The organism is Rhodococcus sp. Eu-32, from assembly GCF_003336925.1.
Taxonomy (GTDB): Bacteria; Actinomycetota; Actinomycetes; order Mycobacteriales; family Mycobacteriaceae; genus Rhodococcoides; species Rhodococcoides kyotonensis_B.
The window spans coordinates 627,968-643,850 of sequence record NZ_QGNK01000001.1 but is presented as its reverse complement, the minus strand read 5'-3'; the positions used below and the strand labels follow the sequence as shown (position 1 = coordinate 643,850).

The 15,883-nt window shown below is 64.8% G+C and carries 19 protein-coding genes; 12 read left to right on the top strand and 7 right to left on the bottom strand.

Annotation, left to right across the window (positions count from 1 at the left end):
* The first annotated feature begins 117 nt into the window (after window positions 1-117).
* Both DK926_RS03205 and DK926_RS03200 read left to right on the top strand, forming a co-directional pair.
* Window positions 118-894 (top strand): SDR family NAD(P)-dependent oxidoreductase, encoded by a 777-nt coding sequence (locus DK926_RS03205; protein WP_068428168.1) that lies wholly within the window; start codon window positions 118-120, stop codon window positions 892-894.
* Between the two features lie 31 nt (window positions 895-925).
* Window positions 926-1,720, top strand: coding sequence for a maleylpyruvate isomerase family mycothiol-dependent enzyme (locus DK926_RS03200; protein WP_114328509.1), 795 nt, complete (start codon window positions 926-928; stop codon window positions 1,718-1,720).
* Here the strand turns inward: DK926_RS03200 and DK926_RS03195 are convergent.
* The 5 genes from DK926_RS03195 to DK926_RS03175 form a co-directional block, all read right to left on the bottom strand.
* Window positions 1,713-2,549 carry a ThuA domain-containing protein gene (locus DK926_RS03195; protein ID WP_114328507.1) on the bottom strand — a complete coding sequence of 279 codons (837 nt, stop codon included), beginning with the start codon at window positions 2,547-2,549 and terminating at the stop codon, window positions 1,713-1,715. The genes DK926_RS03200 and DK926_RS03195 overlap by 8 nt on opposite strands.
* Window positions 2,550-2,565: 16 nt before the next feature.
* Window positions 2,566-3,966, bottom strand: coding sequence for a dihydrolipoyl dehydrogenase (gene lpdA / locus DK926_RS03190; protein WP_114328505.1), 1,401 nt, complete (start codon window positions 3,964-3,966; stop codon window positions 2,566-2,568).
* Between the two features lie 7 nt (window positions 3,967-3,973).
* A complete protein-coding gene (locus tag DK926_RS03185; protein ID WP_114328503.1) occupies window positions 3,974-4,735 on the bottom strand; it encodes an SDR family oxidoreductase in 762 nt (253 codons plus the stop codon).
* Window positions 4,736-4,804: 69 nt separating this feature from the next.
* Entirely contained in the window at window positions 4,805-5,512 is a 708-nt protein-coding gene (locus DK926_RS03180) for a histidine phosphatase family protein (protein ID WP_114328502.1), read from the bottom strand.
* Between the two features lie 68 nt (window positions 5,513-5,580).
* Window positions 5,581-6,222 (bottom strand): TetR/AcrR family transcriptional regulator, encoded by a 642-nt coding sequence (locus DK926_RS03175; protein ID WP_114328500.1) that lies wholly within the window; start codon window positions 6,220-6,222, stop codon window positions 5,581-5,583.
* A gap of 136 nt (window positions 6,223-6,358) precedes the next feature.
* Between DK926_RS03175 and DK926_RS03170 the strand changes: the two genes are divergently transcribed.
* The 4 genes from DK926_RS03170 (at window position 6,359) to DK926_RS03155 (ending at window position 9,688) form a co-directional block, all read left to right on the top strand.
* Window positions 6,359-7,075 carry a TetR/AcrR family transcriptional regulator gene (locus DK926_RS03170; RefSeq protein WP_243636606.1) on the top strand — a complete coding sequence of 239 codons (717 nt, stop codon included), beginning with the start codon at window positions 6,359-6,361 and terminating at the stop codon, window positions 7,073-7,075.
* A 76-nt stretch (window positions 7,076-7,151) separates the two neighbouring features.
* Window positions 7,152-7,907, top strand: a complete 756-nt coding sequence (locus tag DK926_RS03165) for a ThuA domain-containing protein (protein WP_114328498.1) — start codon at window positions 7,152-7,154, stop codon at window positions 7,905-7,907.
* Window positions 7,908-8,006: 99 nt separating this feature from the next.
* A complete protein-coding gene (locus tag DK926_RS03160; protein WP_068428148.1) occupies window positions 8,007-8,312 on the top strand; it encodes a hypothetical protein in 306 nt (101 codons plus the stop codon).
* Window positions 8,309-9,688 (top strand): aromatic ring-hydroxylating dioxygenase subunit alpha, encoded by a 1,380-nt coding sequence (locus DK926_RS03155; protein ID WP_068428146.1) that lies wholly within the window; start codon window positions 8,309-8,311, stop codon window positions 9,686-9,688. The genes DK926_RS03160 and DK926_RS03155 overlap by 4 nt, the downstream gene beginning before the upstream one ends.
* A gap of 191 nt (window positions 9,689-9,879) precedes the next feature.
* Here DK926_RS03155 and DK926_RS03150 read toward each other — a convergent pair whose 3' ends face one another.
* Window positions 9,880-10,083, bottom strand: coding sequence for a cold-shock protein (locus tag DK926_RS03150; RefSeq protein ID WP_068428143.1), 204 nt, complete (start codon window positions 10,081-10,083; stop codon window positions 9,880-9,882).
* A gap of 124 nt (window positions 10,084-10,207) precedes the next feature.
* On the opposite strand from DK926_RS03150, the gene DK926_RS03145 reads away from it, so the two are divergent.
* Window positions 10,208-10,909 (top strand): GNAT family N-acetyltransferase, encoded by a 702-nt coding sequence (locus tag DK926_RS03145; RefSeq protein WP_114328496.1) that lies wholly within the window; start codon window positions 10,208-10,210, stop codon window positions 10,907-10,909.
* 4 nt (window positions 10,910-10,913) lie between these two features.
* Window positions 10,914-11,921: a glutathione S-transferase C-terminal domain-containing protein gene (locus DK926_RS03140; protein ID WP_114328494.1), complete on the top strand. Its 1,008-nt coding sequence runs from the start codon at window positions 10,914-10,916 to the stop codon at window positions 11,919-11,921.
* On the opposite strand, the gene DK926_RS03135 is transcribed toward DK926_RS03140, so the two are convergent.
* A complete protein-coding gene (locus tag DK926_RS03135; protein ID WP_068429050.1) occupies window positions 11,903-12,295 on the bottom strand; it encodes a VOC family protein in 393 nt (130 codons plus the stop codon). The genes DK926_RS03140 and DK926_RS03135 overlap by 19 nt on opposite strands.
* A 148-nt stretch (window positions 12,296-12,443) precedes the next feature.
* Between DK926_RS03135 and DK926_RS03130 the strand changes: the two genes are divergently transcribed.
* From DK926_RS03130 to DK926_RS03115, 4 genes are read left to right on the top strand one after another with little or no spacing between them, the layout of a single operon-like run.
* Complete coding sequence (locus tag DK926_RS03130; RefSeq protein ID WP_068428138.1) at window positions 12,444-13,160, top strand: hypothetical protein; 717 nt, start codon at window positions 12,444-12,446, stop codon at window positions 13,158-13,160.
* A 34-nt stretch (window positions 13,161-13,194) separates the two neighbouring features.
* A complete protein-coding gene (locus DK926_RS03125) occupies window positions 13,195-14,040 on the top strand; it encodes an LLM class F420-dependent oxidoreductase (RefSeq protein ID WP_114328713.1) in 846 nt (281 codons plus the stop codon).
* A 38-nt stretch (window positions 14,041-14,078) separates the two neighbouring features.
* Window positions 14,079-15,101: an ATP-binding cassette domain-containing protein gene (locus tag DK926_RS03120; RefSeq protein ID WP_114328492.1), complete on the top strand. Its 1,023-nt coding sequence runs from the start codon at window positions 14,079-14,081 to the stop codon at window positions 15,099-15,101.
* Entirely contained in the window at window positions 15,098-15,856 is a 759-nt protein-coding gene (locus DK926_RS03115) for a hypothetical protein (protein WP_114328490.1), read from the top strand. Before DK926_RS03120 ends, DK926_RS03115 begins: the two co-directional genes overlap by 4 nt.
* Window positions 15,857-15,883 lie beyond the last annotated feature (27 nt).

Here is a 15,883-nt window from a genome sequence, read left to right as displayed (position 1 = left end):
TTTCTAGACATCGAATTCACAAAAGACTGTGATGCACGACACTCTACATGTAAGACTGCACTCGGAAGCAAGTTACTTGCCGAATTCCCCGACCGAATCCGCAGAGGGAGACCTTCGATGAAATTGCAGGACAAAGTTGTCGCCATCACCGGCGGAACCCAGGGCATCGGTCGCGGAATCGCCGCCGCCGCCCTCGCAGAAGGAGCCACGGTGTCACTCAACGGCCGTTCGAAGGAGAAAGGCGACAAAGCGCTCGCCGATTTCGGGGTCGGCGAGCGTGCCGCGTTCTTCGCAGGCGACGTCACGTCCCAAGCGGACGTCGAGGACTTCATCGAGCAGACCGTCGCCACCTTCGGCCGCATCGACGTCCTCGTGAACAACGCAGGCGGTGCACGAGATCTGCAGCCGACAGCGCAACTCAGCGACGAGGAGTGGACGCTCGTCATGAACTGGAACCTCAACTCCAACTTCTGGGCCACGCGTCGCGCGCTGCAACACATGCTGCCGCGCAAGTACGGACGCATCATCAACATCTCGTCCGTCGAGGGCAAGCACGGCAAACCCGTGTTCACCGCCTACGTCGCAGCCAAGCACGCGATCAACGGCATGACGAAGTCGATCGCCCGCGAGGTGGGCACCGAAGGCATCACCGTCAACTCGATCTGTCCGGGTCTCGTCATCACCGACATCATCAAGAACAACGGTCCGGACACGGCGAAAGCCATGGGTTTGACGTTCGACGAGATGGTCGCGATGTTCGCCGAGGAATCGTCGATCAAACGTCCCAACACCGTGGAAGAGGTCGCGGCGATGGCGATGCTTCTCGCGTCCGACGCCGGTGCGGGGATCACCGGGGCGATCCTCTCGGTCGACGGCGGCACGGCGTCGTACTGAGCGACGACGCCGACGAACGGGAAGGATTTCGATGAGCACATCCGGCCTGGAAGCCAGCCGCGAACTCGCCGAACGATATTCGGTGGTCGTCCGCAGCCTCACACCCGACGAGTGGTCGGCGCCCAGTCGGTGCGCCGGCTGGTCCGTCAAGGACCTCGTCGCCCACACCGGTTCGAACTTCGCGGCGTTGACCGACCCGCCCGAACCCGACCCGGCGGTACCGCCGCCGACCACTGCCGAGGAATTGCAGAATCGACTCGTGGACGCGCGGCGTGACTGGACGTACACGCAGGTGGCGGACGAGTTCCTCGCCCATCTCGACGGTGCGGTCGGTGTGCTCGGGGCGATGCAACGAGACGATCTCGCGGAGCAACCCATGGTGCTGACCGACCTGGGAACCTACCGCACCCATCAGCTGTCGGACGCCTTCGCATTCGACATGTGGTGCCACATGTACGTGGATCTACTCGGTCCCGACGGTCCGGTGGTGCGTCCGATTCCCGACCCGGAGGACGATCTGGTTCGCGTCGCGGTCGAGTGGATGTGGACGGGCCTGCCTCAGATGTGTACGCCGGTATCGGCCGTGCTCGACCGTCCGATCGGAGTGAAGTTGACCGGCGCCGGAGGCGGCGAGTGGACACTCGTTCCCGGTTCCGAGCTCCTGACCGTGGAGACGGGTCTTTCTCGAACGGACACCATGATCACCTCGCGCGCAACGGACTTCGTTCTGTGGGGTACCACCAGAAGCTCGTGGCGGGATCACGTGTCGATCGACGGCGACAGATCCTACGCAGAGAAGATTCTGGACACGGTCGACATCATCTGACCTGTCCGGCCGACGCGGGTCGTGGACGTGGGTCACTCCGCAGGCTCCGCTCCTGCTGCGCCGTCATTTCCCCGGAGACGGCCCACGACACGCATCGCGAGAGAATCTCTCGGTACTGCGGGACGACCCAACTTCCCCGATCCACTCGGCCCAGGTCGTCGATGCCCAGATCCTGCACGTCGAATCGCCCGCGGCAGTGTCCCAAGGTGAAGTAACAGACCGTACCCCTACCGTGATCCTTGGTGTAGAGCACCGGCCGCGGCTCGTCCACCGTGGTGTGCCCCTCCTGGAATCCCGTGGACTCCCCGACGAATCGTGTATGTGCGAGAACACGAATCGGCGGATGCAGCTCGCTGACGTACAGCTCGTCGACGGCATCGAACGGGCCGATACCGGCCACGAGCGGATGCTCCGGTTCCGTGATCTCGACCCGGTACGGCGCGATCGGCGGATGCCCGAGGAACTGGCTCCCCAACACGGCGGGAAGTACCCCGAGCGTTCGAGGTGTGACGTACTTGCTCGGCGAACCGGCCGGAGTTCGTTCGATTGCCGAATTGGTTCCGTGCAGAGCCAACCAACGGCCTCCGCGAGAAACGAAGTCGGCGAGCGTCTTCTGCTGCGTCGCGTCGGGAATTCGGTTGCAGGTATACGTGATCAGCACATCTGCCGCAGCCAGGGCATCAGCGCAGTCGTAGTCCTCGAACACCCTGGTGCGCACGTTCTCGTACCGGGCCAGTTCCGACAGCAATTCCACACGCGCATAGTCGAAGTCGTGCCACTGCCCGCCGCACACCAACACCGCGTCGATCCGACCTGCCGGTCCCGACATCGTTCCTCCTGTGGCTTCAATCGTGCGCGTGCAACGCCTTGCCCGCGAGGGCGAGGTGCGCTTCACCCAGCGCCTCTGCCTGCGTGGGATGTGCATGGACGTGCTGAGCGACGTCGCCTGCCGTGGCTTCCCAGTTGTAGATGAGCTGCGCCTCTCCGATCAGCTCACCGACGCGAGCACCGACCAGGTGTATGCCGACGACCGGTCCGTCGTCGCCCGCACGAACGAGCTTGACACCGCCGGATGTGCGCAGGATGCGGCTCTTACCGTTTCCACCGAGGTCGTACACCACAGTCGACACGTCCGAGTACTGCTCGCGCGCCTCGGCCTCGGTCAGCCCGACCGAAGCCACTTCCGGGTTCGAGTACGTCACCCGCGGAATACCCCTGTCGTTCACGGGCATACAGTCGAGCCCGGCCAGCTGTTCGGCCACGAGAATTCCCTGAGCGAATCCCCGATGGGCCAGCTGTGGTCCGGCCACGATGTCTCCGACGGCGAAGACCCCGGGCACGGACGTCTGCAGCCACTCGTCGGTGACCACGAACCCGCGATCGAGGTCGATTCCAGCTTCGACGAAACCCATGCCGTCGGTGCGGGGACCTCGTCCGACGGCGACGAGCAGCAGGTCGGCGTCGAGACGGCTTCCGTCCGCCATCTCCAGGTCGACGCCACCGCCCGAACGCTGTGCCGCACTCGCGAAAGAACTTCCGGTGCGCAGCGTCAGACCACGCTTGCGGAATGCTCGTTCGACCTGCTTCGACACCCACACGTCTTCCGTGGGGAGCAGGCGAGGGGCGGCCTCGACGATCGTCACGTCGGCACCGAGCGACGACCACACACTCGCGAATTCGCATCCGATGACCCCACCGCCGAGCACGATGACGCGGCCGGGCACGTCGCCCAGCTGGAGTGCGCCGTCACTCGTCACGACCGACCCACCGATGTCCAGGCCGGGCAAGGACTTCGACTGCGAGCCCGTCGCGAGCACGAGCGCGTCGCCGCGGTAGGTGCTGGTGCCGCCGCCGTCGTGCGTCACTTCGACGGTACGTTCGCCGACGACACGCCCGTGGCCGACGACGACGTCGATGGACCGCGACGCGATCAAGCCCTGCAGACCGCGGTACAAGCCGGCGATCACGTCGTCCTTGTAGCTGTTCACCGCGCTCATGTCGACACCATGGAGAGTCGCCTTGATCCCGAAACTCGTTGCTTCCTTTACGGAGTCGGCGATCTCGGCGGCGTGCAGCAGCGCTTTCGTCGGAATGCACCCGTTGTGCAGACAGGTACCCCCGAGCTTGCCCGCCTCGATCAGGACGACCGACATTCCGAGCTGCGCGGCGCGAAGCGCACACGCGTACCCTCCCGATCCGCCGCCCAGAATCACCACGTCCGCGGCGGTGGTCACGTCGTCACCCATCGCGAACTCAGAAATCGAAGCGGTTGGTGAACCCGCCATCGACCACCAGATTGGTCCCGGTGATGTGCCCGGCTGCGGGCGATGCCAGGAAGGACACCGCGTTCGCGACGTCCTCGGCGGCACCGAGCTTGCCCAGAGACGCGGACGCGAGCGCAGCCTCGTACAAGGCCGGGCGGCTGCTCTGAATGGTGTCCCACGCCCCGCCCTCGAAGAAGATCGGACCGGGCGACACTGCGTTGACTCGGATTCCCTTCGGACCGAGCGCTCGGGCCTGAGCCGACGAGTGCTGCAGCACAGCTGCTTTGAGCGCAGCGTAACTGTTGGCCGTCGTGATCGGCCCGGCTTCGAGAGCGGACGTGGTACTGATGGTGACCACCGACGCGGCGTCGCTCGTCTCGAGGTGCGGCGTCGCCGCCTCGATGAAGTTGACCAGACTCATCAGGTCGACGTTGAAGCTGTTCAGCCAAGCCTGCGGGCCCTTGCCGGTGGCAGCGGAGGCGTTCACGACGACGATGTCGATTCCGCCCAGCGCTGCCGCGGCGTCGTCCACGAACGACGCGACGGCAGCGGCGTCGCCGACATCGACCGCCTTGTGGAAAACCGTTCCAGCCCCGGACAATTCGGCGGCGACGTCGGAAAGGTGTTCTTCTCCGCGCGCGCAGATTCCGACCGACGCACCTTCGGCAAGCAAAGTGCGTGCGATCGACAGGCCGATTCCACGGCTCGCGCCGCTGACGAGCGCTCGTTTTCCGGCGAGACCGAGATCCATGTGATGACTCCTTGGCTGCTGTGGGCGCTGGGCGCCGGTGTCGAAAGTTCGTGTGCGGTGTTGCGGCGGTTACTGATTCATGATTCCGACATGGGTCTGGAAGTCGAGCACGTGCGTGAAGTCGTTGACCGACTGGACGGCGCGACGAGTGTCGGCGCCGCGAACGACGCTCAACGACGTGTGGTGGACCCGCACCGGCATGTCGAGACCGCTGCCGAGCGCGTGGGCGAGCACCGCGTTGATGACGCCTCCGTGACACGTCACCACGACACGTTCACCGAGGTGATCGTTCACGATCGTTTCCACGACGCCGAGCACACGCTCGCGGAACGCCTGGGCGTCCTCGGCGTACGGGAAGACCTCGTACCGCCGCGTTCGAATGTGGTCACGGAATATCGCGGCGATCTCGTCGTGCGGCAGGACCTCGAACGGGGATCGGTCGGCCGGAAATCTTTGCCACGCTTCGTATTCCACGAGTTCGGAGCGGACGACCGGGGTCAGCCCGTGACGTTCCGCAATCGCGGTTCCGGTGCGCAGTGCACGACTCAACGGTGAACTGTAGACGGCGTCCACACGGGCTGCAGCCAATCGCTCGGCCACGGCGTCGACCTGACGCTCACCGAGCTCGGACAGCGGCGGGTCGACGGTCTCGCCTGCGCTGAGATCCTTGCTCAACTTCTGCTCGCCGTGACGCACGAGCACCAGCTCGCACAGACCGTTCAACGGGGCGAACGGGTTGTCGAGGTCGATGGACCGAGCGCGCGGCTGACTGAGCATGGTCCGAGTCAACCACAAACTATCGTCGGTCTAAAGATACTTGGGAGAAATTTTCTGCGCCGGCCCCGTCACAGGCTTGCGATGTCGGCCGCCACGTCGCGCACTTCGTCCGAGAACCGTCTGCGCCCGAGGTTGGCCAGTACCGCGTCCTCGGTGAGCCAGGACGACATCGACACTTCCAACAGACTCGACAACGCGGTCGCGGCTGCAGCCTGTTTCGCCCGAACCGTGATCCCGTGCCGGGTGCGCAGTTCTGCCATGAACAAATTCAGCACAGTCAAACGAACACTCCGACGAAGAGACTCGATGGACAAGCTCCACCCGGGTGAGTGCACGAAGTACACGAGCGACGCCGGGCGATGTTGATCCGTCCATTCGAGCAGCCCGACGATGACGTCGCCCAGAGAAGCCGAGTCATCGCTGTCGATCCGACGGCGTACTTCGTCGAGCAGACCCTCCGAATACAGGCGAAGCCCACCGAGAAGGACGTCGTCCTTCGACGGGTAGTGGTAGTAGACAGCGGCCGAGGTCATCTGCGCCTCGGCAGCGATGTCGGCCACCGTCACGTCCTCGATGGACCGCACCGAATACAGATGCATGGCAGCGTCGATCACCATCTCGCGACGCGACGGCCGGTGGGCGGCACGTTTGACGCTCCCGTCCTCCGAGGCCTTACCGGTGCTCCTCGCCGTCCCCTTCTTGCCTGTCATGACCTAGATCATGACAGGCAGGGTGTCGGCCCGGCGGTGGGCGACCCGCTTCTCGTCGCGAACAGGTCGCCCGACCCGTGGACGTGGTGTGTGAGGATGGACCCACCCGAGGGGCCGACGAGAACGGGAGCACGCTGTGGCGCGACGGAAAGCTGTCGACGAGGATCTCGCGACGCAGGTCGACGACGAATCCGGCGGCGAACCGATGCCTGCCGACCCCGCGCCTGCTGCATCGACCAAGAATTCCGCACATCGGCCGTCCCGTCGGCATCTCATCGTCCAGGCCGCCGTTCGAGTGTTCTCGACGAAAGGGTTCGCCGAGGCGTCGATCCAGGAGATTGCCGAAGCAGCAGGCATGGTGGCGACCGCGGTCTACTACCACTTCTCGAGCAAGGAAGAACTGTTCGAGAGCGCTCTCGGCTACGCGATGGACGCGAGCTCGGCCGCCGCACAGAACACCAGGCCCGACGACGTGGACGCCGACGCGGATTCGTTCCGTGCCGTCATCGATGCGGTGTGGGACTGGACCGCGGAACATCCGAACGCGTCGCGCATGCTGTTTCTCCAGATCGCGGGCGGAGCCACTCCCGGGACACGCCTGCTGACCAAGGAGTACATGGAGCGCCATATCCGACGGGCGTTCGACTACTTCCCTGCCGTCGAGATCCCGTCGAACAAGCGGGCAGCGGCCGCCCAGCAGGCCGCGCGATCGTTGCGAGTTCGGACGATGATCGGAACCACGATCGCCATTCAGCCTCTGCGCATCGAGGGCGGACCACTGTCGAACATCTCCACACCGCGTCTGCGCGCCGCGATCAACGACGTGTGTTCGAAGATGATCGTGGGTCGCTGAAACAGCCGCTCACGCCGGTGCATTCGAGTAACTTGACTGCAACCACAGTTGTTCTGTCGAGTTCTGGAGTGTGTCCATGCGCATCGCCGCGTTCACCGGAGGGCATTCGTTCGACCGCGACGCCTTCGCTTCCCTGCTGGAGTCTCTGCCCGGTGACGTCACCTGGTTCGAACATCCCGACGTCGACCTCGGGCCCACCGAGCTGACGACTTTCGACGTCTGCCTGCACTACGACATGCCGGGGACGCTGCCCGAACCGTCCGATCCCCCCGCTGCGTTACGCGACGCGATCGCGTCGGCACCGACGACGGGACTGGGATACGTGGTCCTGCACCACGCCATCGCGTCGTGGGCGACCTGGGAAGGGTGGTCGGAATTCGTGGGGGGCAAATATCTCTATCGACCGGGCGTCGTTCGCGGAATCGACGAACCCGATTCCGGCTACCGACTCGACGTACCCCAACGAATTTCGGTTGCGGATGCGTCGCACCCGGTCGTCGAGGGGATCCCCCCGACCTTCGACATCGTCGACGAGACGTACCTGTGCCAGGTGTTCGAAGACGACGTGACGCCCCTGCTGCGTAGTGACGCCGAGATGACCGACGCCGTGCACTGGTCCACCGCCCTCGCCATGGCCGGCAGGCGCGGCGAACGCGAGGGGTGGCATCACGAGCCCGGCTCGTCGCTGTGCGGGTGGACTAAAACCAATGGTCGAAGCCGTCTGGTCTACCTGCAGCCCGGAGACTCGGCGGCCACCCTCGGCGATCCGGTGTACCGACGCCTGGTGGCAGGTGCCGTGCACTGGGCCGCTCGACCGCAGGGCTTTATGTAGTCCAATTCAAGAAATATGTGTCTGCCGTCACGTGCCACTGTTACAGTAAGTGCATTCGACGTTAAGTAAGGCCTCAGCCCCGCTTCAAGGAGAACCGCGATGCGACAGATCAAGCATCCGATGAGCCACGCGATCTACGAATTCGACGACGATTTCAACGTCTTGGTGACCACTCGCGACGGACGAACCGGAACGTTCGACCCCGAGGGCAGGTACCTGCACGGTGAGGTGAAAGCCGTCGATCCCGAACTGGCGCGCTGGGTGGGACTCGGTCCGCGAGAACCTATTCCGATCACCCAGAACCGGCGCTTCATGGGAGCCGCGAAGCTACTGGAGAAGATGCAAGCCGACAAACTCGCCGAGGAAGCCCGCGCCGCGGCGCTGGACAAAGGAGGCAAGCTGTGACCGATATCGAGGATCGCCCGCCGTCGGGGACCGACGACGGATTCATCGAGAACGGAATGGGCTACCAACGCCTTCTCGACACCGACACCCACCCGGTTCCGCCCATCCTGCGTGAGGAAAGCCACGACCTCTACGAGGACCAGAATTTCGTACCGGTCTCGCGCTACATCAGCCGCAGATATCACGAGCTCGAACGAGACCGCGTGTGGTACAAGGTGTGGCAGATGGCGTGCCGCGAGGAGGAGATTCCCGAGCCCGGCGACACACTCGTCTACGAGATCTGCGAGAAGTCCATCCTCATCGTGCGCGGCAAGGACATGAGCATCCGCGCGTTCTACAACTCGTGCCTGCACCGCGGACGAACGCTACGCGAGGAGGCCGGACCTGCAGGTAACGAAATACGTTGTCCCTTCCACGGTTTCGCGTGGAACTTCGACGGGACCCTGAAGTCGATGACGTGCGCCTGGGACTTTCCACAGGTCGATCAGGGGAAGATGGACCTTCCGCAGGTGAAGGTCGGCACCTGGGGCGGCTTCGTGTTCATCAACATGGACCCCGAATCCGAATCGCTCGACAGCTTTCTCGGGGATCTCGGTAAGCACTTCGAGGCGTGGCCACTCGAGGATCGGTACATCCAAGCCCACGTCGCTCAGGTCATCCAAGCGAACTGGAAGATCGCGCAGGAGGCATTCTCCGAAGCGTTTCACGTGATCACGACGCATCCACAACGCGTCGTCGGGACCGGGGACTCCAACAGCCAGTACGACAGCTGGGGAAACTTCAACCGCGGCATCACCGCCAACGGAGTCCCGAGCCCCCACATCAACTTCGTCCCCACCGAGCAGGAAATGTTCGACTCGATGGTCGACGCCCGTATCGACGAAGATCCCATGGTGACGCTTCCGGACGGCGTGACCGCTCGCGAGATGTCGGGCATGCTCGCCCGCGAAGGACTGCGCGATGTCATCGGAGATGTCAAGGCGGACAACATGTCCGACGCCGAGTCACTGGACAGCATCTACTACACGGTGTTCCCGAACTTTCATCCGTGGGGCGCCTACCAGCGAATCGTGTACCGGTTTCGGCCCAACGGCGACGACCACGAAACGTCGATCATGGACGTTTACCTCCTCGGGCCGTTCAAGGGTGAACGGCCGAAGCCGGCCAAGACCCAATGGCTCGACCCCGACCAATCATGGTTGGAGGCAACGATTCTCGGAAGTTCGGCCCGGGTGTTCGACCAGGATGCCTACAACATGCCGAAGGTCCAGCGAGGGCTGAAGACGACGCAGGCGAAGACGATCCCCCTCGCCCGGTACCAGGAATTGAAGATCAGACACATTCATCACCTTCTCGCGGAGTGGATCGGCGAGTAGGCGCCTTCGGCGCACGTGCGCGCGAATGTGTATCCCTCTATACATTCGCGCGCACGTGCGGCGACGCCGCCTGACGAACGAGAGGCCGGACACTCGGAGATCTCTCTCCGTGTGTCCGGCCTCTCGTCACCGGTAGTGGGACAGCGTAGAGCCGTCAGCAAAACCCGGGTTTGGCGATCCCTGAAAGGGGATCAGATAGCGCGAACGCCCGTTGCCTGGGGGCCCTTCTGACCCTGGCCGACCTCGAACTCCACGCGCTGACCCTCGTCGAGCGTCTTGAAGCCAGTTCCCTGGATCTCGGAGTAGTGAACGAACACGTCAGGTCCGCCACCGTCCTGCTCGATGAAGCCGAAGCCCTTTTCGCCGTTGAACCACTTAACACTGCCCTGCGTCATACCGTAAACCTTCTGTAGCGAGCTGGACCTTCACGTCGAAGCTCCAATCTCATCCGTGATCATGCCATTGTTCTGAGTCATGCGAAACGTCGGGGGCGAAAAACTTCGAGATAGCGTGGACCCGGTGGATTCGCATCATCACGACATCATCCGCCTTGCATGGTCCAGACACCTGGGGCTCGCCGACTCTGCGCTGCGTGACGGACGCCGTCACATCCTTGTCGTCCCGGAGGCGACGTCGGTCACATTCCTTCGTCTCGGCGACGCCACCGCCCTGGTCGGGCCGGAAGCAGCTGTCTCCGAGGCGGCCGACAGGTCGGACGACGAGCTTGCCCGACGCGGCGCCCTGGCGTCGTCGTGCGGGGCACCCGGCCGGACCCACGGGCCGATCGTGCTGTCGTTCGCGGGCGACATCGGCACCGAGCTGGATCGACACGACCCTCTGATCTCCCACGACCTCGGCCACGTGCTCGACCTCGAAGGCCGATGCGCACCCGACGACGTCATCGCCGCCGATCTGACCCGCAAACGGTCCTGGTTCACCCTGCTCGACGACGACAGGCCCGCAGAATCCGCCGCGCCACTCGCTGCGGCCGCGTATCTCGAATGGGAGGGCGTACTCGCGGACGTCGGCGTGTTGACGGCACCGACGGCGCGCCGCCGCGGCAACGCTCAGGTGGTGGCTCGTCTTGCGACGAACGACGCGTTCGACGAGGGCATGATTCCGCAATGGCGATGCGACGTGGAGAACACGACGGCCCGTCGCCTCGGCGCGAGGCTCGGGTACGAAGAGTGGGGCGTGCTCGTCTCGGTCGACGTACGTTGAATTCATGAGCTACGTCGAGAACGGCAAGGAATTCGTACGCGACACCAACTACATCGAAACCCGCATCACCGCGGACGGCCGCGACGGGTATCCCGTCGAAGCGGGCCGCTACCGCCTCGTCGCGGCACGGGCATGCCCGTGGGCGCATCGATCCATCATCGTGCGTCGCCTGCTCGGGCTCGAGGACGCCATCTCCCTGGCCATCCCTGGCCCGACGCACGACCAACGCAGCTGGAACTTCGATGAGGAACCGGGTGGCGTCGACTCGGTCCTGAAGATTCCGCGACTGCAGGACGCCTACTTCGCCCGTTTCCCCGATTACCCGCGTGGCATCACGGTGCCCGCGATCGTCGAGATCTCGACCGGCCAGGTCGTCACGAACAACTACCCGCAGATCACGTTGGACTTCTCCACCGAATGGACGCAGTACCACCGCGACGGTGCACCCGATCTGTACCCCGAGGCGCTGCGCAGCGAGATCGACGACGTGGCCCAGCGCGTGTTCACCGAGGTCAACAACGGTGTCTACCGGTGCGGCTTCGCCGGATCGCAGGAGGCGTACGACAAGGCATACGACCGCCTGTTCGACGCCCTGGACTGGCTCGCAGGCCGCCTCAGCGACCAGCGATACCTCGTCGGCGACACGATCACCGAAGCAGACGTACGTCTGTTCACGACACTCGTGCGTTTCGACGCCGTCTACCACGGTCACTTCAAGTGCAATCGCAGCAAGCTCAGCGAGATCCCGACGCTGTGGAACTACGCCCGCGACCTGTTCCAGACCCCGGGCTTCGGTGACACCGTCGACTTCGACCACATCAAGCGGCACTACTACGTCGTGCACAGCGACATCAATCCCACCGGCGTCGTACCGAAGGGGCCCGAGCTGCACGGGTGGCTCGAGCCCCACGGCCGCGAATCACTCGGCGGACGCCCGTTCGGCGACGGCACCGCGCCGCATCCGCCAAGCAAGGACGAGCAGGTCCCGGCGGATCACTGGGTGCCGGCGTAGGTGCCGAAGCTCCACGTGATGCCCTCGGGATCACGACACGTGAATCCGCGGCTGCCGTAATCCTCTTCTTTCATCGGACGGGTCACCCGGGCACCGGCTCGGGTGACCCGTTCGAGTACGGCGTCGGGGTCGGCCGTGACGACGTAGACGTTCCCGACGCCCGGATCGAGCGGGGAGTCGTCGCGTGCGCTTCCGAGCATGACGCCGCCGCCTTCCGGCCACCTGAGCTCGGCATGCTCGACGACGTCACCGTCGCCGTACACGGCCGCCTCGGTGAAGCCGAACACGTCGACGAGGAAGCGGATGGCGGCACGCGCGTCCGCGTAGGCGAAGCACGGCCAGATTGCGGTTGCGGTACCTGTTTCCTGTGTCATGACTGCGATCCTTCCCCGGTCACCCGTCCTCGTCTTGGACGAATGAGAACGACACGGCATTCATGCGTTCAGGGTAGAACCGACACCGAACGGGTACCAGCGGTTCGGTGCCGACAACCGGCACCGAAGGGATCGAACGGAGCGGGGCGTGGCGAGCAAGAAGAACGACCAGGTCGACGTCATCAAGGAGGGCGGACGCGTCGAGAAGGCCCTCGTCGGCATCCTCGACAACGCCAGCCGCCTCCAGGGACCGGCCGTCGAGAAGTACGTGGCGCACATGCGTCGTCAACACCCGAACGACACCCCCGCGCAGCTGATCGAACGCCTCGAGAACCGTTTCCTGCTCGCGGTGACCGGCAGCGGCAGTGCCGTCGGCGGCGCGGCGGCAGTTCCGGCGATCGGCACGATCGCATCGCTGACAGCGGTAGGTGCGGAGACGGCGTTCTTCATCGAGTCGTCGGCGCTGCTCACCCTGTCGGTCGCGTCGGTGCACGGCATTCCCGTCCACGACCACCAGCAACGACGCGCCCTCGTGCTCGCGGTCGCGCTGGGCGAATCCGGAATGCAGATCGTGCAGAAGACCGTCGGCACGTCGGCGAAGAACTGGGGAACGCTTGTCACGTCTCGCATTCCGGGTGGCGCGATGGCGAACATGAACCGGTCGCTCGTGAAGAAGTTCGTCTCGAAGTACCTCGCGAAACGGAGTGCCCTGCTGTTCGGCAAGCTGCTTCCCGCCGGAATAGGGGCGGTCATCGGCGGCGCAGGCAATCGTGCGATCGGCAAGGGCGTCATTCGCAATGCTCGGGACGCGTTCGGTCCCCCGCCTGCCGCCTGGCCTGAAAGCCGCATCATCGAGCCCGACTGAAATGTTTCGACCCGAAGCGAACGTTGGAGGGAACATGACGATCACCGACACACCCGCACTCGGCAGGCTCGGCATCTGGAGGCACTTCTCGGGGATACCGCCTGAGCTCGCCAAGCAGATCGAAAGCAACGGTTACGGCACGATCTGGCTCGGGGGCTCGCCTCCCGCCGATCTCGAGTCGGCCGAAGAGGTGCTCGACGCGACCGAGTCCATCGTCGTCGCGACCGGCATCGTCAACATCTGGTCGGCCGACGCAGCCGAGGTGGCCGAGTCGTATCAGCGCATCGAGAAGAAGCACCCCGGACGGTTCCTGCTCGGCATCGGCGCGGGACATCCCGAGGCAACGCAGGAGTACACGAAGCCGTACGACGCTCTCGTGACGTACCTCGACACGCTCGACGAGGGCGGCGTCCCGGAGAGCCGACGCGTTCTCGCAGCGCTCGGACCGAAGGTGCTGAAGCTGTCCGCCGACCGGGCCGCGGGCGCACACCCCTATCTGACGCCACCCGAACACACCGCCGAGGCACGCGCGATCCTCGGACCGGACAAGGTGCTGGCACCGGAACACAAAGTCGTCCTGGAGACGGACCCGGTGAAGGGCCGCGAGATCGGTCGGCCGCCGGTGAACAACCCGTACCTGCAGCTGCGGAACTACGTCAACAATCTGAAGCGCCTCGGGTACACGGACGAGGAAATCGGTGACGGTGGAAGCGATCGACTGATCGACGCCCTCGTCGCGCACGGTGACGCCGCGTCCATTGCCCGACGTCTGCACGAGCACATCGACGCAGGGGCATCGCACGTCACCGTGCACGCGCTGCCGGACCACGCGGACCCGGCGGTCACCTACCGCGAGGTAGCGGCGGCGTTCCTGGGCTGACACCCATCCGTCGGAACGAAGCCGTACTGTCTTGACGCATGACGTACGGCTTCGCTGTCAGTGCGCTCGAAGCGCAGGGTCTGACCAAGTTCTTCGGGGCGGTCCGCGCGGTGTCGGACCTCAGCTTCTCCGTGCCGCGCGGATCGATCACCGGGTTCCTCGGGCCCAACGGTTCGGGCAAGACGACGACCCTGCGCATGCTGCTCGGTCTCGTACGGCCCACCGCAGGTGCGTCGTATGTGGCGGGCGTTCCGTTCTCCGAGCTGACGCACCCGGCGCGCGCAGTGGGCGCCGTTCTCGATTCGCGCAGCCTGCATCCCAAGCGAACGGCACGCGGACATCTGCGCATCTACTGTTCGGCCGTCGGTGTTCCGGACGCGCGAGCCGACGAGATGCTGGGCCTCGTCGGGCTGTCCGACGTCGGTGACCGTCAGGTCGGCGGCTTCTCGCTCGGCATGCGACAACGGCTGACATTGGCCACCGCGCTAATCGGTGACCCGGAGATTCTCGTTCTCGACGAGCCCGCCAACGGCCTCGATCCAGAAGGTATCGCGTGGCTTCGCGACTTCCTGAAGTCCTACGCGGCCGGTGGCCGTACCGTTCTGATCTCGTCGCATCTGCTGCGTGAGGTCGAAGCGACGGTCGACCATCTGGTCATCGTCAGCGCCGGATCGCTCATGTATCAGGGCACCGTCGAGCAACTCCGCGCGTCGCGGCCGAGCCGAACACTCGTCGCCGTCTCCGACCCTGCCGCGCTGGCGTTGGCACTCGCGTCGAACGGAGTCACCAACGCACAACTGCTTCCCGACGGCAGGCTCGGCGTCGCAGGCAGCGACACCGACACGATCGTCCGAATCGCCGCCGACGCCGGCCTGACGGTGTTCGGCACCGTGTACGAGCACGTCGATCTCGAGCACGTGTTCCTGTCGATGACCGCAGGTCAGTACGCGAGCGCCCCGGTCGGACCGATGCAGCGGGGCTACCCGGCACCGCATCACGGACCCGGCTACGGACCTCCACCGAACCACGCGTCGTCGCCCTGGAACGGAGGCCGTTCATGACACTGCTGACCGCGGAACTCCGCAAGGTCACCACGCTGAAGTTCTGGTGGCTGTTGGCTCTGCCGCCGATCGTCGTGGGCATCTTCGCCAGCGCCATCTCGTCGGCGATCTCCGAAAGCGTGAGCGACCTCGACATCGAGGGCGGTTTCGCGATCTTCGGCCTGTACGCGGCGCTCGGCGTCGCAATGGTGTTCGCGGCCGTCTTCGCCGCGGTCAACGGCGGCACCGAGTTCCGGCACGACACGATCACGACGTCGTTCCTCACCTCCCGCGGACGCGACCGGGTGATCCTCACGAAGATCCTCGTCACCGCGTTGTTCGCTCTCGGATACGGGCTCGCGGTCGAGATCGGAAGCATCGTCTGCCTGCTGCTCTTCTCCCCCGCCACCTTCACCTTGAACGCGCACGTGATCGGTGTCGTCGTCGCCGGGTTGTTCGCCGTCGTCGCGTGGGCGGTCATCGGCATCGGCCTCGGATTGCTGTTCGGTTCACCGACGTGGTCCGCAATCGTCGTCGTCGCATGGTTCCCGATGGGCGAGACCATGCTGGTCTCGATACTTGCCGGACTCGGGATCCCGAACGGCTCGGTGCTTACCCCCGCGGCATCGTCGCTCGCGACGGTCACCGTGGGCGACACCGACGACGCTCCGTTCCTGATGTCGTGGCCGTGGGCGCCCGTCGTGCTGGCTCTGTGGGCGATCGGACTCGCTGCCGCGGGGTGGTGGCGCACCCGACAGCGCGACATCGTCCAGTAACGCTGTCGGTGGCTCGGTCTACCTTTG

Bases quoted from the DNA above. Each gene is read 5' to 3' on its own strand.
- DK926_RS03205 (WP_068428168.1), top strand. From the start codon at position 118: ATGAAATTGCAGGACAAAGTTGTCGCCATCACCGGCGGAACCCAGGGC.
- DK926_RS03200 (WP_114328509.1), top strand. From the start codon at position 926: ATGAGCACATCCGGCCTGGAAGCCAGCCGCGAACTCGCCGAACGATAT.
- DK926_RS03195 (WP_114328507.1), bottom strand. From the start codon at position 2,549: ATGTCGGGACCGGCAGGTCGGATCGACGCGGTGTTGGTGTGCGGCGGG.
- lpdA (WP_114328505.1), bottom strand. From the start codon at position 3,966: ATGGGTGACGACGTGACCACCGCCGCGGACGTGGTGATTCTGGGCGGC.
- DK926_RS03185 (WP_114328503.1), bottom strand. From the start codon at position 4,735: ATGGATCTCGGTCTCGCCGGAAAACGAGCGCTCGTCAGCGGCGCGAGC.
- DK926_RS03180 (WP_114328502.1), bottom strand. From the start codon at position 5,512: ATGCTCAGTCAGCCGCGCGCTCGGTCCATCGACCTCGACAACCCGTTC.
- DK926_RS03175 (WP_114328500.1), bottom strand. From the start codon at position 6,222: ATGACAGGCAAGAAGGGGACGGCGAGGAGCACCGGTAAGGCCTCGGAG.
- DK926_RS03165 (WP_114328498.1), top strand. From the start codon at position 7,152: ATGCGCATCGCCGCGTTCACCGGAGGGCATTCGTTCGACCGCGACGCC.
- DK926_RS03160 (WP_068428148.1), top strand. From the start codon at position 8,007: ATGCGACAGATCAAGCATCCGATGAGCCACGCGATCTACGAATTCGAC.
- DK926_RS03150 (WP_068428143.1), bottom strand. From the start codon at position 10,083: ATGACGCAGGGCAGTGTTAAGTGGTTCAACGGCGAAAAGGGCTTCGGC.
- DK926_RS03140 (WP_114328494.1), top strand. From the start codon at position 10,914: ATGAGCTACGTCGAGAACGGCAAGGAATTCGTACGCGACACCAACTAC.
- DK926_RS03135 (WP_068429050.1), bottom strand. From the start codon at position 12,295: ATGACACAGGAAACAGGTACCGCAACCGCAATCTGGCCGTGCTTCGCC.
- DK926_RS03125 (WP_114328713.1), top strand. From the start codon at position 13,195: ATGACGATCACCGACACACCCGCACTCGGCAGGCTCGGCATCTGGAGG.
- DK926_RS03120 (WP_114328492.1), top strand. From the start codon at position 14,079: ATGACGTACGGCTTCGCTGTCAGTGCGCTCGAAGCGCAGGGTCTGACC.
- DK926_RS03115 (WP_114328490.1), top strand. From the start codon at position 15,098: ATGACACTGCTGACCGCGGAACTCCGCAAGGTCACCACGCTGAAGTTC.